The organism is Mitsuaria sp. 7, from assembly GCF_001653795.1.
In the GTDB taxonomy this organism is placed as follows: domain Bacteria; phylum Pseudomonadota; class Gammaproteobacteria; order Burkholderiales; family Burkholderiaceae_C; genus Roseateles.
This window is the reverse complement of sequence record NZ_CP011514.1, coordinates 2,443,757-2,459,443: the sequence shown is the minus strand read 5'-3', so window position 1 is coordinate 2,459,443 and position 15,687 is coordinate 2,443,757. Positions and strand designations below refer to the sequence as shown.

The 15,687-nt window shown below is 72.7% G+C and carries 10 protein-coding genes; 2 read left to right on the top strand and 8 right to left on the bottom strand.

Annotated elements, in window-relative coordinates:
• Nucleotides 1-16: 16 nt before the first annotated feature.
• A complete protein-coding gene (locus ABE85_RS10910) occupies nt 17-2,137 on the bottom strand; it encodes a CHASE domain-containing protein (protein WP_067273864.1) in 2,121 nt (706 codons plus the stop codon).
• Nucleotides 2,138-2,444: 307 nt separating this feature from the next.
• Between ABE85_RS10910 and ABE85_RS10905 the strand changes: the two genes are divergently transcribed.
• Nucleotides 2,445-3,062 (top strand): diguanylate cyclase domain-containing protein, encoded by a 618-nt coding sequence (locus ABE85_RS10905; protein ID WP_082938531.1) that lies wholly within the window; start codon nt 2,445-2,447, stop codon nt 3,060-3,062.
• Between the two features lie 35 nt (nt 3,063-3,097).
• Here ABE85_RS10905 and ABE85_RS10900 read toward each other — a convergent pair whose 3' ends face one another.
• From ABE85_RS10900 to mutL, 7 genes are all read right to left on the bottom strand, one after another.
• The gene (locus ABE85_RS10900) at nt 3,098-4,435 is read right to left on the bottom strand and encodes a lipocalin-like domain-containing protein (protein ID WP_082939015.1); all 1,338 of its coding nucleotides are present in this window, start codon (nt 4,433-4,435) and stop codon (nt 3,098-3,100) included.
• Entirely contained in the window at nt 4,435-7,074 is a 2,640-nt protein-coding gene (locus ABE85_RS10895) for an FtsX-like permease family protein (RefSeq protein ID WP_197507295.1), read from the bottom strand. The genes ABE85_RS10900 and ABE85_RS10895 overlap by 1 nt, the downstream gene beginning before the upstream one ends.
• Nucleotides 7,075-7,143: 69 nt before the next feature.
• Nucleotides 7,144-7,803 (bottom strand): ABC transporter ATP-binding protein, encoded by a 660-nt coding sequence (locus ABE85_RS10890; protein WP_067273858.1) that lies wholly within the window; start codon nt 7,801-7,803, stop codon nt 7,144-7,146.
• A 675-nt stretch (nt 7,804-8,478) separates the two neighbouring features.
• Entirely contained in the window at nt 8,479-9,519 is a 1,041-nt protein-coding gene (gene miaA, locus ABE85_RS10885; RefSeq protein WP_082938528.1) for a tRNA (adenosine(37)-N6)-dimethylallyltransferase MiaA, read from the bottom strand.
• Nucleotides 9,516-10,754 (bottom strand): multidrug effflux MFS transporter, encoded by a 1,239-nt coding sequence (locus tag ABE85_RS10880; RefSeq protein WP_067273854.1) that lies wholly within the window; start codon nt 10,752-10,754, stop codon nt 9,516-9,518. The genes miaA and ABE85_RS10880 overlap by 4 nt, the downstream gene beginning before the upstream one ends.
• Nucleotides 10,751-12,622 carry a pseudouridine synthase gene (locus ABE85_RS10875; protein ID WP_067273852.1) on the bottom strand — a complete coding sequence of 624 codons (1,872 nt, stop codon included), beginning with the start codon at nt 12,620-12,622 and terminating at the stop codon, nt 10,751-10,753. The genes ABE85_RS10880 and ABE85_RS10875 overlap by 4 nt, the downstream gene beginning before the upstream one ends.
• Before the next feature lie 147 nt (nt 12,623-12,769).
• Complete coding sequence (mutL, locus tag ABE85_RS10870) at nt 12,770-14,800, bottom strand: DNA mismatch repair endonuclease MutL (RefSeq protein WP_067273849.1); 2,031 nt, start codon at nt 14,798-14,800, stop codon at nt 12,770-12,772.
• A gap of 164 nt (nt 14,801-14,964) precedes the next feature.
• Between mutL and ABE85_RS10865 the strand changes: the two genes are divergently transcribed.
• On the top strand, nt 14,965-15,615 hold the full coding sequence (locus tag ABE85_RS10865) for a DedA family protein (RefSeq protein WP_067273846.1): 651 nt from the start codon (nt 14,965-14,967) through the stop codon (nt 15,613-15,615).
• Nucleotides 15,616-15,687: the final 72 nt, after the last annotated feature.

Genomic DNA, 15,687 nt, shown 5'->3' with positions numbered 1-15,687 from the left:
CGACTGTACGACGCGCTCAACGCGCGTGACTGTGGTCACCCGCGCGCTTCCCGGACGTGTCGGACGTGTCGGGCATGCCGGGCATGTCGGAAGCCTCCGACGTCCCGGGGGCCGCCTCGCCCGCCGATGACGCCGTCGGCTGTCGCAGCGCCGACAGATCGATCTCCTGCGGCGGCTGCGCCCCGTTGAGCCAGCGGATCCGACAGCGCCCGGCGCGCTTGGACTCGAACATGGTCTGGTCCGCGCGGCTCATCAGCACCTCCGCGTCGACCCCGTCGAGCGGATAGTGCGCGACGCCGAAGCTGGCCCCGACCTGAACCCGCGCGCCCGAGCTCAAGGGCACGGGCGCCAGGATGGCGCGCAGCAGCCGCTCGCACACCGGGCGGCTGTCGATGGGCGAGGGCAGCGGGGTCAGCAGCACGACGAACTCGTCGCCGCCCAGGCGCGCCGCGGTGTCCGTCGCGCGTATCCCTTCGGACAGCCGCTGCGCGACGGCCTTCAGCACCTCGTCGCCCGCGTCGTGGCCGTGCGCGTCGTTGACGGCCTTGAAGCCGTCCAGGTCCAGGTAGACCACGGCCACCGCCTGCTTGAGCCGCTGCGCCGACGCGACCGCCTGCCGCAGCCGGTCTGCCAGCAGCACCCGGTTGGGCAGGCCGGTGAGCGCGTCGTGGAAGGCGGCCCGCTCGACGCGGGCCTCGTAGGCCTTGCTCTGCGTGATGTCGACCATCATCCACAGCGTGGTCTCCTCGTCGCGCTCGCCCGGCAGCGCGACGCCGTTCAGGTCCACCCACACGAGGCTGCCGTCCTTGCGCCGCATCTGCTGCTGGCTGCGGTAGTGGCCGCCGCGCCGCAGCACCGGATAGGCGTTCTGGCCGAGCGCGACGAAGCTGTCCTCGTCGAGGTAGAGCTCGCGCACCGCGAGCCCGAGCATCTCGTCGCGGCCATAGCCGAACAGCCGCTCCAGCGCGCCGTTCTTCCACACGATGCGCCGGCCGCGCAGCTTGGCCATCGCCATGACGTCGGTGTCCAGCATGGCCTGCTGGTCGAGCGTGATCCGCCGCAGGTCCTCGGTCATCGTGTCGGCCAGCGCCTGGGCGCGGGCGCGCCCGGCGGCCATCAGGTAGGTCGTCGCGGCCAGCAGCGTCGTCAGCACGAGACCGATCAACCCCGGGCCCCATCCCGCCGCATCGATGACGGCACGCTCGTACGCCGTCGTCAGCGCGGCCTCCAGCCGGAAGGTGCGGCCGGCGATCTCGACCTTCAGTTCGTCCGCGACCATGCGGGTGTCGAAGCCGGGTCGCGCCGCCGGCGGCGTATGCAGCGGCAGGATGCCCCCGGCGGAATCCAGCAGCAGGTCCTCGACCGCCGGATGGTCGGCGGCGATCGTCGGGTCGTCGACCAGCAGCCGGAAATCCATCGGCGCCGCCGCCAGACCTTCCTTGAGGCCGTGCAGGATCTCCTGCGCCACCAGGGGGGCGTAGAGCATGCCCAGCAGCGCCTGGCGACGCTGCTCGGGCGTGGTCGGGTCGGCGCCGTCGCGGAAGACCGGCACCAGCAGCAGCATCCCCGGCCCGTGCGCGCGGTCCTGCACCAGCGGCACCGGCGCGGACAGCGACGCCTCCCCGGTGATGATGGCCTGTTCGATGGTGCGGCGCCGGATCGACTCCGATCCGAGGTCGAAGCCCCAGGCGGGATAGTTCTGCGCCAGCGGCTCGATGTGCGCGACGACGTACAGGTCCGGCGCGGCGTCGCCGAAGCCGTGCACCGCGAACTGCGGCGCGTCGTCGGCCCGCTCCGCGGCGATGAAGGCGGGCAGGTCGGCGCGCAGCACGCGCGGCACGAAGCCGAAGCCCCGCACGCCGGGGAATTCACGCGGCAGGTCGCGCGACTGGACGTAGGCGCGGAAGGCGTGGCGGTCGACGCGACCGTGCAGGGCGGCGATCGTGCCGCGGGCGCCCTTGAGGCCGTACACCGGCTGGACGAAGCGCTGGACGACGTCGCGTCGCAGGCGTTCCATCTGGGCCTCCAGCACGCGGTGGCCCTCGGCCACGACGCGGTTGCGGTTCCACAACATCGCGCTCAGCGTCAACGCGAGGCCGGTCAGCAGCACCAGCAGCGCGCCGACGACGGCCGTCATCGGCAGGTCGCCGGACGGCGGCGCGCTCGGTTCATTGAACGTGGAGTCTGGCGAGTCTCCCGGACCTCGCGAACCTTGTTCTGATGTGGCGTGCACGTGCAGGGCGGCGGGGCCGCGGGCGCTGGACACAGCCGTCGACTGTAGAGCAGGCGCGGGCCGGCGGCACGCGTCCCTGCGGCCGGTCCGGATTCGTTACAACTGACGCGACGCACCGTGGCGCAAGCGCCTATCCTCCCTCGCTCAAGGGGGCGGCGCGCGGCTTGCTCCTGTGCTGCAATCACTCCTCATCTCCGGCGAAGGTGGGCGCATGGCTCAAGACTCGGACAGGGGCCCCGGGGCCTGGTGGACTTCCCTGCGGCGGCGCTGGCGGGCGCGTCGCGAGCCTCCGGCGCGGATCGCCGCCGCCGACGAGGCGCAGTTGATGGACGACCTCAAACGCGAGGCCGCCCGCGCCCAGCGGCACCGCCATGACGGCGTGCTGATGCTGCTGGAGCTCGATCCCTGGGCGCGCCTGCAGCAGCAGTTCGGCGACGAGTGCATCCAGGCGCTGGACGAACGCCTCGACCAGCTCGTGCGGCAGCAACTGCGGGGCGGCGACTGGCTGCTGCCGCTGCCGCGCGGCGTGTGGGCCGCCTACCTGCCGTGCACTGACCCGCTGGGCGCACTGGACGCCGCCGACCGCGTGCGGGCCCGCGTGGCCACCCTCGATTACCGCTGGGCGGGGCAGGCGATGCCCTTGAGCGCGAGCCTGGGCCTGGCCCATTGGCAGGATTGGCGGCGCGAGCCGCAGCAGGGCGCGGACCAGTTGCTGCAGCAGGCCCGGCAGGCGCTGGCGATGGCGCGCGGTGCCGGCTGCAACTGCGTGCGCGCCTATGCGGCGATGCCGTCGGGGCGCAACCGCTACAGCGGCACGAGACCGGCTTAGCAGGTCTTCGCCTCAACGTCCCGTCCGGCGACGCGTTACAGCGGGACCTTGCCCGCGTAGCCCGTCATCTCCAGGTAGCCCCAGCCCAGCGTGCGGCCGGCCTCGTCGGCCACGCGCGCCACGCCTTCCCAGTACGGGAAGCCGGTGCTGCGGCGGGCGTCGATCTCCTGCGCCGCGTACGCGGCCTCCACGACGTAGACGCCGCGCGGCGTCCGGATCCGCCAGCGGACGGGATAGGTCGCCAGGCTGACCGGGCTCTTCCAGAACGCCAGCGGCTCGAACTGGAGCTGCTGCTCGAAGTCGACCGGCGCGCCGCCCGCCGCGCCGCCCGCCTCCGCGCGCCAGCTGCCGCCGGTCCAGATGACGGCGCCGTCCTGTCCCCGCATCCGGAACAGCGTCAGCGACGCGCCGTCGTCGAGGTTCAGTCCCATCCAGTCCCAGCCGACCGCGCGCTCCGGTGCCGCGTCCGCGCCGCGGCCGAGGTACTGGTTGCTCCATTCGTGATCGAGCCAGGCCCGGGCGCGCACCTCGTGCGTGGCGTTCCTGCCGTCCTCGCGCAAGGCGAGTCGGCCGGTGCCGGCCAGCTGCGGCTCGCTGACATAGCGGCTCGCCTGCTGCTCGCCGGGGCCCTTGCGCGACCAGCCGGCCCGGCCCTGCAGCAGCGGCGACTGCGGCGCGTCCAGCGTCAGTTCGAGCGCGAAGCCCGCGTGCTCGCTCGCCATCAGCAGCGTGTAGCGGCTGTGGGCGTCGCCAGCACCAGCACCAGCACCAGCACCAGCACCAGCACCTCTCGCACCACCCGCACCGCCCGCACCGTTCATGCGGCGCAGCTGCCAGTTGCCCAGGCGCACGCGGGTGTCGTCGAGCTCGGTCCGCGCGTTCGCGAAACCGTGGCGCAACACCTGCTGGTCGTGCAGCAGGCGCTGCCGGCCCAGGTCCGAGATCGCGGCATGACCCAGCATCACCTGATCCGGGGAAAAGGCCGATGACAACGGACGTTTCAGGTCGTTGCGGACCCGGAAGAAGGTGAGCTGGAAACCGAAGTCCGGACGTGCGCTGCCGTCGCCGTTCTTCCCGCTCGGCGCGGCCGACGCCGACCCCGTACCCGCGTACAGCACGCCGGTCACGTACCACCACTCGACGCGCGTTCCGGGATGCGCGCCGTGGTCGCGGGGGAAGCGCAACGGCGCGGCGGACAGGATCTCCGAAGCCGACGCGCCAGCGGTGGTCGGGGGCGATGCCGATGCCGATGTCGATGTCGATGTCGATGTCTTCGCGGCAGCGGGCTTGCGGACCTCGGCGAATGCAGATCCCGGCGCCGTCGTGAGCGCCGCCAGTCCGAATCCCCCCAGCAGCGGCCGTCGTCCGATCATCACCAGTCCTCCCGCACGGCGCGCAAGGCCTCGCCGCGGCCGGCGCGCAGCGCGCGCGCGCTGGCCCAGGCGGCGGTCGCGCCGGTGGCGATCAGGCTGGCCGCCAGCAGCGCCGCGACGCGCCATCCGGGGATCGACCAGTCCATGCTCCAGTGGAAACTCTGCGGATTGAGCCGGAACACCAGCACCGCGCTGATGGCCAGGCCGACCAGCAGCCCCATGACCGCGCCGGCCAGCGCCTGCAGCAGCGTCTCGGCGAGCACCAGCCGGCGCAGCATCGCGCGAGTCAGGCCGAGGTGCATCAGCAGGCCGAATTCGCGCCGCCGCGCCAGCAGTTGCGCCGACAGGCTGGCCGCGACGCCGAACAGCCCCAGCCCGAGGCCCACCGCCTGCAGCCAGTAGGTGATCGCGAAGCTGCGGTCGAAGATGGCGAGCGAGAAGCGCCGCAGCTCGCCGGCCGATGCGATCTCCAGCGACTCCGGCGCGCCGGAGGTGTCGCGCAGCGCCTGCTGCACGGCGATCGGATCGGCACCGGACTTCAGCCAGAGCGCGAGCTCGGTGATCGCGGCGTCGCCGCTGAGGCGCTCCCAGTCTTGACGCTCCATCAGCACGGCGCCGCTCTGGCGGCTGTAATCGCGCCAGATCGCCTTCACCCCGACGGGCAGCTGGCGTCCGTCGAGCCGGAGCATGAAGCGGTCGCCGGGCGCGAGTCGCAGCTCATCGCGCATCGCCTCGTTGATGTAGACCGGCTGCAGGCCGTCGGGCAGCGCGGCGGCCTCGCCCTGCAGCGGCAGCCGGTGATCGAGCGGCCGCGCCAGCAGCGTCGTGCCGCCGGTCATGCCGCGCACGCGGATCCCGATCGCGCGCGTGCGCTGCGCGGCGACGCGCTCGACGCCGGGCAGCGCGGCGGCCGACGCGGCCAGACCCGGCGGCATCGGCTGACCCTGCTGGGCGCTGTCGCGCGCGGTCTGGCGCAGGTAGAGGTCGGCGGGCAGCATGTCGCTCAGCCATTGGTCGAGCGAATTGCGGAAGCTCGCGACCATCACCAGCATCGCCACGGCCAGCGCAAGCGCGACCAGCACGCCGGCGATCAGACGGCCGGCTTCGCCCGCCTGATCACGGGCACGTTCGACGGCCAGCAGCGGCAGCGCGCGTCGTGCCGCCCAGCCGCGCAGCAGGCCCGTCATCGCGCGCAGCACGAAGGGCACCGTGCCCAGCGCGCCGAGCAGCAGCGCGACCATCGCGGCATAGGTCCCGAGCGGCAGGCCGAAGACGGGTCGCATCCAGGTCAGCGGCAGCGCGGCGACGAGCAGCACGGGCCCCATCCACCACCAGCGACCGGTGTCGCCGCCGCTGCCCAGGCCCTTGAGCACCTGCGCGACCGGCAGCCCGCGCAGGCGTGCCAGCGGCAGGGCGGCCGCGCCCAGGCTCACCAGCGGCCCGAGCGCGAGCAGGCCTGCGATCGAGGCCCACGAGAGCTGCAGTTCCGGCCGTCCGCCGCTGAGGCCGGTCAGCCCGCTGCCGAGATCGCCGCCTAGCGCATGCAGACCCAGCTCCGCGAGCGCCACGGCCAGCCCCAGTCCCAGCACTGCGCCGGCGATGCCGAGCGCCAGCGCTTCTGACACCAGCAGCGCCAGCCGCTGCCGCGCGCTCATGCCGAGCACGCCCAGCAGCGCGAGTTGCGGGAGCCGCTGCGCCACCGACAGGCTGTGCACCGCGAAGACCATGAACGCGCCGACGAAGAGCGCCATCAGCGACAGCACCCCGAGATTGAGCCGGTAGGCGCGCGTGAGGCGACGCGCCTCGTCGGCCTGCTGGCGGGCCTGGTCCTCGGGCGCGCGGGCCTGGACACCGGCGGGCCAGTCGGCGGGGACCGCGCGGCCTGGCGCCATGCGCAGCAGGATCGCGTCGAGCTGGCCGGGACGATGCAGCAGTTGCTGCGCCCAGGCGATGTCGACGATCACCAGCGGCTGCTGGCGGTCCGGCACGCGGCCGACGACGGGGAGCGGGGACTGCTCGTCCGGCAGGTCCACGCGCAGGGCGCGGGGCAGCGCGGGACGAGGGACAGCCGACGGCGCGGAGGCCGTCGCCGGCCCGGGTGTGGCCGCGTTCGCGGTGACATCGAAGCCGAGTCTCGTCCACGCCGCGTCGCTGACCAGCAGCGCCGGCTCGCGCAGGGCGCGGCCGAGGTCGGCGCCGTCCAGCCGGGGGAACCATTGCGGGTGGAACGCGCCGAGCTGCACCAGATCCAGTCCGATCAGCCGCACGCGCTGCCACGAGCCGTCGCGGCCCTGCAGCCGGATGCTGGCGTCGAGCCGGGGCGCGAGCGCGGCGATGTCGTCGCGCGCGGCGAGTTCGGCGAAGTAGCGGTCCGACAGCGGCGCGGCACCGGGCGAGGGGCTGAGTTCGGTGTCGGCCACCGCGCTGCTCTGGCGCGCGGCGGACTCGAACTGCGCCAGCGCCGACGCGTTGATCCAGTGCACCGCGCCGGCCAGCGCCAGTCCCAGCGCGATCGTCAGCAGCGCGGCGAGCTGGCGGCCCCACTGCAGGCGCAGCGCCGGCCAGGACAGCTGCCACCACCAGCCCCACGCGCGGCGCAGGCCGGCGGACGGGGAAGCGTCGACGCTTTGGGGAATCACGGCGTCATCGCGGGTTGATCGCGGTGGCATCGCGGGTTCGTGGCGTGTTCATGGCGGCTCATGGCGGGCTCACGCATCGACGAGCTGGCCGTTCTCGAGCCGCAGGCGGCGGTCCGCGTGTTCCGCCGCGTGTGCCGAGTGCGTCACCAGCAGACAGGCCGCGTCCTGCTCGAGCAACTGCTGGCGCAGCAGCCGCATGACCTGGTCGGCATGCGACGGATCGAGGTTGCCGGTGGGCTCGTCGGCCAGCACCAGCACGGGCCGGTGCACCAGCGCGCGGGCGATCGCGACGCGCTGCAGCTGCCCGCCGGACAACTGCCTCGGCAGGTGCCGCGCCTGCGCGGAGAGGCCGACCGCGTCGAGCATCTCGGCCACGCGCTTCCCGTCGGGCTTGCCCTGCAGCAGCAAGGGCAGGGCCACGTTGTCGTGAACGTTCAGATGCGGCAGCACATGGAAGGCCTGGAACACGAAACCCAGCTGCTCGCGGCGCAGCTGCGCCTGGCCGGACTCGTCCAGCGACAGGATGTCGCGGCCCAGCAGCACGACCTGACCCCGGTCCAGCGGCTCCAGCGCGGCCAGGCCGTTCAGCAGCGTGGACTTGCCGCTGCCGGACTCGCCCAGCAGCGCGAGCATCTCGCCGCGCTGCAGCGTGAGCGACAGGTGCTCGAACAGCGTCTGCGCGCCGTAGCGCTTGGTCAGGCCGGTGGCCGTCAGAAGCGGGACATCCATTGTCGAAGCCATCGTCGAAACCATCTTCCAAGTCGTCGTGGAGAAGCCGGAGGTCGATCGATGGATTGTGGCGCCTGTCCGTCATGTGTCCGACGGGCGGCGATGCGCGTCCGGTCAAGGATCGCCCGGGTCGGGGTCGGCCCACTTGAACGGGTGGAGTGATGCTGCATTCAAGCCATTCATGCTGCACGGAACTACCGATGGGCAGAGGTGTCGCACGACAAGTCTCCGGACCACTGAACGTCCTTCGAACTCGACACGACCCCGTGAAAGGAAATCCGCAGATGCCAGGAACTGTCACCCACACCCACCCCCTTCCCGCGAGCGGATCGACCGACGCCGCCCAAGAGGCGGCGCCACGCCGGAGGTCCTCGCTCGACGAGAAGCAGATCGAATTGTTCTTCGACAGGCTGAGGAGCCGCGACGCAGGCTACGTGCGTGCGCCCTCGCTGGGCCTGGACGAGTTGCCGGAGGTGCGTCCCCGCGACGGGCGGGCCCAGGAGGCCGAGAAAGCCGCGAAGGCCGCGAAGGCCGCGAAGGCCGCAGAGGCTGCGAAGGCTGAGAAGGCTGAGAAGGCTGAGAAGGCGGGAAGGCGGGAAGGCGCGTCGGATGCGTCTTCCCGCCCGGGACGGTGGTCGTCGGTGCGGAGGCGGCAGCGACGCGGAAGACGCCGCGCTAGGCGGACGGTGTCGAGGCGCTCGCCAGCGCGATCAGCCGGTCGAGCGCGTCGGGCGCCTCAGCCGCCACGATGCGGCGCGCGGGCATGCTGCGCAGCCACGTGATCTGGCGCTTGGCGAGCTGCCGCGTCGCGGCGGTGCCGAGTTCCTGCAGGGCCGCGAGGTCGGGCGCGGCCTCGTTCGCGGCGAGCAGTTCCCACGCCTGCCGGTAGCCGACGCAGCGCATCGAGGGCAGTCCAGGCTGCAGGTCGCCGCGCGCGCGCAGGCGGCGGACCTCGTCGAGGAAGCCTTGTTCCAGCATCAGCGCGAAGCGCTGCCCGAGCCGCGCATGCAGCCAGGCGCGCGCCTGGTCCGAAGGCTCGAGCGAGATCAGCGGCCAGTCCACGCCTTGCGAGCGCTGGCGCTGGTAGAGCGCCGACATCGGCTCGCCGCTGAGCAGGCAGACCTCCAGCGCGCGCTGGATGCGCTGCGAGTCCAGCGGCGCCAGGCGCGCGGCCGTCTCGGGATCGAGCGCGGCCAGCCGCGCGTGCATCGCGGGCCAGCCGTCGCGCGCCGCGTCGGCGTCGAGTTGCGCGCGCAGCGCGGGATCGGCCTGCGGCAGCTCCGACAGGCCGTCGAAGAGCGCCTTGAAGTACAGCATCGTGCCGCCCACGAGCAGCGGACGCGAGCCTCGCGCCTGGATCTCCGGCACCAGTCGCAGCGCATCGCGGACGAACTGCGCGGCGGAGTAGCTCTGCGTCGGCTCGAGGATGTCGATCAGGTGGTGCGGCACCGAGGCGAGTTCCTCCGGCGACGGCTTGGCCGTGCCGATGTCCATGCCGCGGTACACCAGCGCGGAGTCGACGCTGATGATCTCGACCGGCTGGCGGCGCGCTAGCGCGAGCGCCGCGGCGGTCTTGCCGCACCCGGTGGGACCGGCGATGCACAGCGGGGTCAGGTCGTGCCCGGCGACGATGTCGGCGGCGGCGCGCGGAGCGGCGTCGACGTCGGCCCGAGCCTTGGCATCGATGCGGGTGTCGGGGAGGGGATGCTCGCTCATGCGGGACGCGGAGAGGGTTGGCCCTGCCGGCGGACCAGCGTCCAGGCGCAGGTGGCGGTGCACAGGCCCAGCACCATCATCGTGGCGGCGAGCGGCGTGACGGTGCCGTCGAGGCTGGCGCTGAGCCACGCGCCGACGGCGAAGGCCGCGAGCGCGATCGCGAAGCCCGACAACGCCGCCGCCGCGCCGGCCTGGCGCGGGAACGGCCCGACGGCGCCGGCCTGGCCGCAGGGTTGCAGCACGCCGTGGCCGAGCATGATGCCGACGTGCGGGATCATCAGCGCCCACGGCGACGGCGGCAGCACGAAGGCCGCGAGGCCCATGCCCAGCGCGCCCAGCGCGGTGAAGCACGCGCCGCGGGCGGCGGTGTCGGCGATGCTCAGCGTGCGCAGCCAGCGCCGGCAGATCAGCGTGCCGGTGACGTAGAGCGCGGCGCCGCCGGCGACGAGCGCGCCGTAGCTGTGATGGCGCAGGCCCAGGACCTCGATGAACACGAAGCTCGATCCGGCGAGGAAGGCGTACAGCGTCGCGTAGGCCAGCGCGGTGAGCAGCGCGTAGGCGCGGAAGGTCGGGTGGGAGAGCACGGTCCGCCAGTTGGCGACCAGGCCCGAGGGACGCAGCGCGTCGGGGTCGGGACGTGCCAGGCTTTCGGGGACGCGCCAGGCGATCACGGCGAGCGTCGCGGCGCCGGAGACGGCGGTCGCCAGGATCGCCCAGCGCCAGCCGACGCCGGCCGCGAGCACGCCGCCGATCAGCGGCGAGGCCAGCGCGATCACGCCCAGGCCGGACAGCGCCTTGGCCATCATCCGCGCGCCTTCCTGGGGCTCGAACCAGTCGCGCAGCATGGCGCGCGCGACGACGACCGACGCCGCCAGACCCACGCCCTGCAACGCGCGGCAGGCGACGAGGGCCTCGATCGTCGCGGCCAGCGCCGCGCCGATCGCGGCGACCACGTAGAGCGTCAGTCCGCCCAGCAGCACCGGCCGGCGGCCGAAGCGGTCGCCCAGCGGGCCGAGCAGCAACTGCGAGAGCCCGAACGCGAGCATCAGCGCGGACAGCGTCAGCTGCGTCGCGCCCATGCCCGCGTGCAGGTCGGCGCGCAGGCCGGGCAGGGCGGGCAGGTAGAGGTCGGTCGTGACCGGCTGCAGACCCAGCAGCATCGCCAGCGCGACGACCTGCAGCGCGGGCGTGGGGCCCGCGCGGCGGTCAGCCGCCGCCGGCGACGGAACGCTCAAAAGCGCTCCCAGGGCGCGAGGTAGCGCCACTGTCCGGGCGGGAGCTGGCCCAGCGGGATGCGGCCGATGCGCACGCGCTTCAGGCCCAGCACGCGCAGCCCGACCAGCTCGCACATCCGGCGGATCTGGCGCTTGCGGCCCTCGCGCAGGACGAAGCGCAGCTGGTCCTCGTTGGCCCAGCTCACCTTGGCCGGCTTCAGCTGCACGCCGTCCAGCTCCAGGCCGTGGATCAGCATCGCGATCGCGCGCGGGTCGAGCGCGTGCTGCGGCGCCTGCTCCGGATCGCCGTTCTCGACGGCGACGCGGACCAGGTACTCCTTCTCGACGTCGGAGTCCTCGCCGATCAGATGGCGCGCGATGCGACCGTCCTGCGTCAGCACCAGCAGGCCGGTGGAGTCGATGTCCAGGCGACCGGCCGGCGCGAGGCCGCGGCCGTGGCCCGGCGCCCACTGGATCTTGGACGGATCCTCGCCCCAATGGGTGTCGGCCTTGACCAGCACCGAGGCGGGCTCGTAGCCGTCCTCGGCCTGGCCGGAGACGTAGCCGATGGGCTTGTTCAGCAGGATGGTCACGCGCTGGGCCTGCTGCTCGCGGGCGGCGCGGTCGACCTCGATCTTCGCGTCCGGACCGACGCGCTGGCCGAGCGTCGCGAGCTGGCCGTCGACGGTCACCCAGCCGGACTCGATCCACTCGTCGGCTTCGCGGCGCGAAGCCAGGCCGAGCTCGCTCATGCGCTTGGACAGGCGCTCGCCGGCGTCCTGCTCGGCGAGGCGCACCGGCGCGGGCTGGCGCGGCGCGTCCGGTTGACGCGGACGGTCGGTGCGCTCGGCGCGCTCCTCGCGTTCGGCGCGGGCGTGGACGTCGGACGGGTGGCCCGGATCGCGGTCGCCGTAGGGCGCGCGGCGCGGGCGCTCGTCGCCGTAGCGGTTGCCCGGGCCTGCGCCGGGGCCGTTGCCGTAGCGATCGCCTCCGCGGTCACCGCCGCGATCGTCGCGACGCGGGCGATCGCCGTAGGGGCGGTCGCCTTGAGGACGATCCCCTTGATGACGGTCGCCGTAGGACCGATCTCCATAGGGCCGATCACCGCGCGGCCGGTCGCCTTGGGGGCGGTCGCCATAGGCGCGGTCGCGCTGCGGGCGATCACCGTAGGGCCGATCGCCCTGAGGACGGTCTCCATAAGGACGATCGCCTTGGGGACGGTTGCCGTACGGTCTATCGCCCTGCGGGCGGTCCCCGTAAGGCCGATCCCCTTGCGGACGATCGCCGTACGAGCGATTCCCTTGCGGTCGGTCGCCGTAGGAACGATCGCCTTGCTGGCGATCCCCATAAGGGCGGTCTCCTTGCGGACGGTCCCTCTGCGGACGGGCAGGGCGGTCGCCGTACCGGTCGTCGCGGCGGGGGCGGTCGCCTTCGAAGCGGGGACGGTCATCCGAGCGCGGACGGTCGCCGTACGGACGGCGGTCGCCACCCTCGGGTCGACCGGAGAAGCCGGGGCGATCGCCCTGGCCGCGCGGGCCACCTTGACCGCCTCGATCATCCTGGCGCGGTCCGCGGTCCGGCCGGTCGCCGTAGCCACCGCCTTCGCGCGGCGGACGGCCGCCGGGACCGCCGCGGCGGTCGTCGCGGCCTTGCGGGCCGCGGGCGTCCTGGCCGCGGTCGTCACGACGCGGGCCCTGACGCTGCCGGCCTTCCTCGGCCAGGCGCTGCTGGAACGCGGCTTCGCGTTCCGCGCGGTCGGTCTGGGCCTGGGCCAGCGTCGGGCGCGGCTTGTTGACGCCCTTGCCGCGCAGCGGCGCGCGGCGCGGACCCTTGTCGTCCGCCGACTTGGCATCGGCCGGTTTGTTCTTGTTGAGTTTGAGCGTGGCCATGTCGGTACTGCTTCGAGTGAATTGCGGGGACGGGAAGGGCGGAACGGGCGGTAAAACGGAAAGACGGAAAGGCGGAACGGGGCGAGAGAAACGGAGCGGCGGTCGCGGAGCGGGCGGGCGGAGGCGGGCGCGGTGAGTCGCCGGAACTCAGCGCCCGCGCAGGAACAGCGCGTCCAGGTCGCGCAGGGTCAGTTGTCGCCAGGTCGGACGGCCATGATTGCACTGGTCGGCACGTTCGGTGCGTTCCATGTCGCGCAGCAGCGCGTTCATCTCGTCGATCGTGAGCTGGCGGTTCGCCCGCACGGCGCCGTGGCAGGCCATCGTGGCGAGGATCTCGTGCTGCGCGCGCTCGATCGCATGGCTGGCGTCGAACTGCGCCAGTTCGGCCAGCACGCCGCGCGCGAGGTCGACGACGTCGCCCCCGGCCAGCAGTGCCGGGCGTTCCCGCACCGCGAGCACCTTCGCCGACAGCGGGGCGATGTCGAGGCCCAGACGCTGCAGCGTCTCGGCCTGCGCCTCGGCGGTGGCGATCTCGGCCGGCGTCGCGGCGAAGGTCACCGGGATCAGCAGCGGCTGCGAGTCGATGCGGGTCTCGACCAGCGCGGCCTTCAACCGCTCATAGACGACGCGCTCATGGGCCGCGTGCATGTCGATGATGATCAGGCCCTGCGCGTTCTCGGCCAGCACGTAGACGCCCTGGATCTGCGCGATCGCGCGGCCCAGCGGCCATTCGCCGGCCTGGCTGGCCGGCAGCGGTCCGGCGGGCGCGGCGCCCAGCGCCGACAGCGCGGAAGCCGAGGCCGGCGCGGTCGGCAGTCCGCCTCTGGGGCCGGAGGCATACAGCGCCTCGGCCTGCTCCAGGGCGAGCGCCGTCTGCGCGCGGGTCGGGATCGGTGCGCGCCAGCCCTCGGGACCGGCGAACCGGGCGGAGGGGGCCGCGTAGGCGGCCGGCGGCTCATAGGCGCCCTGGCCGGACGTGTTGCGAGCAACCTGACCGTCGATGCCCGAGGCGCCGGCACCGGCCATGCCGCCTTGCTCCCAGGCCGGCGTGCCGGTCCAGCGCTGACGGCCGGTCGGGGCGCCCGATTCGGACGGGCCCGGACCGTCGGCGGCCTGCTGGGTTTCCTCGCTGCTGCGCGACAGCGCGAGCGCAGCCACCACGGCGCGACGCACCTGCTGGTGGATCTCGCGGCCGTCGCGGAAGCGGACCTCGATCTTGGTCGGATGGACGTTCACGTCGACCAGCTCGGGCTGGACGTCGATGAACAGCACGTAGCTCGGCTGGCGGTGCCCGTGCAGGACGTCGTCGAAGGCGGAGCGGATCGCGTGCGAGATCAGCTTGTCGCGCACGTAGCGGCCGTTGACGTAGACGTACTGCATGTCCGCGCGGGCGCGGGCGGCCTCGGGCAGGCCGACGCGGCCGTGGATGCGCATCGGGCCGACCTCGGCGAAGACCTCGCGGCTCTGCGCGATGAAGTCCTCGTTCAGGACTTCCGCGATCCGCTGCGGCAGCGGCGCGGCGCGCCACTGGTCGACCAGCTTGCCCTCGTGCCAGACGGCGAAGCCGACGTCGGGGCGGGCCAGCGCATGGCGGCGCAGCGCTTCCAGGCAGTGGGCGAGCTCGGTGCTCTCGCTCTTCAGGAACTTGCGGCGGGCGGGCGTGTTGAAGAACAGCTCGCGGACCTCGACGGAGGTGCCTCTGGCGCGCGCGGCGGGACTGAGCTCGCCGGTGCGGGCCTCCAGGCGCCAGGCATGGGCGGCGCCGTTGAAGCGCGACACCAGCGCCAGTTCGGCGATCGACGACACGGCGGCGAGGGCCTCGCCGCGGAAGCCCATCGTGGCGACGGCCTCCAGGTCGTCCAGCGTGCCGATCTTGCTGGTGGCGTGGCGCTTGATGGCCAGCGGCAGTTCGCCGTCGGGGATGCCGTGGCCGTCGTCCTCGACGATGAGGCTGCGGATGCCGCCGGCGATCAGTTTGAGCTGGATCTGGCCCGCGCCGGCGTCCAGCGCGTTGTCCACGAGCTCGCGCACGACGGAGGCCGGGCGTTCGACGACCTCGCCGGCGGCGATCTGGGAGATCAGTTCATCGGGGAGTTCGCGGATCGCGCGCCGGCCCGCGGGGGCGCCGGTATCGAATGCTGCCGCGGCGTTCGCCGTCGGGGCGAGGGTGTCGTCCATGGGGGCGATTGTAGAAGGTGGCGCGATTCCGGGGCCGATCACAGCCGATCCGAGGGCTTGACTCCGGCTTGTCTCTGTTCGGTGGCGCACACCGAAATTCCGGGTCGAACGCTCTTCCGTTTCTTCACAAGCCCATAAGGAAGCGCCCGCCATAATCCGCGCCCATGGATCTGATGCACTTCCTCGTCGACTTCATCCTGCATGTCGACAAGCACCTCGCCGAGTTCGTCACCGCCTACGGCCTGTGGGTGTATGCGCTGCTCTTCCTGATCGTCTTCGTGGAGACCGGCCTCGTCGTGATGCCGTTCCTGCCCGGCGATTCGCTGCTCTTCGTGGTCGGCGCGCTGTGCGGGACGGGGGTGATGAGCCTGCCGGTGGCGATCGCCGTGCTGCTCGTCGCGGCCATCCTGGGCGACCAGTGCAACTACACGATCGGGCGTTACTTCGGGCCGAAGGTGTTCCAGTGGGAGCAGTCGCGCTTCTTCAACAAGCGCGCCTTCGATGCCGCGCATGAGTTCTACGAGAAGCATGGCGGCGTCACCATCATCCTCGCGCGCTTCATGCCCTTCATCCGCACCTTCGCGCCTTTCGTGGCGGGCGTCGCGGCGATGACCCGCAGCCGCTTCACCGCGTACAACGTCGCCGGCGGCGTGATCTGGGTCGTGGGTCTCACGATGGCGGGTTACCTCTTCGGCAACATCCCGTTCGTGCAGACCCATCTCAGCAAGATCATCTGGGCCATGATCCTGATCCCGGGCGTCATCGCGTTGTACGGTGGATGGCGCGCCTCGCGCGCGAAGACCACCACTGCCTGATCGACGCAGACAGCGAGCCCTGATACGGCGTACACCACGAGTGGTTGGGGACGGTGGTGCTGGGGGTTCAGG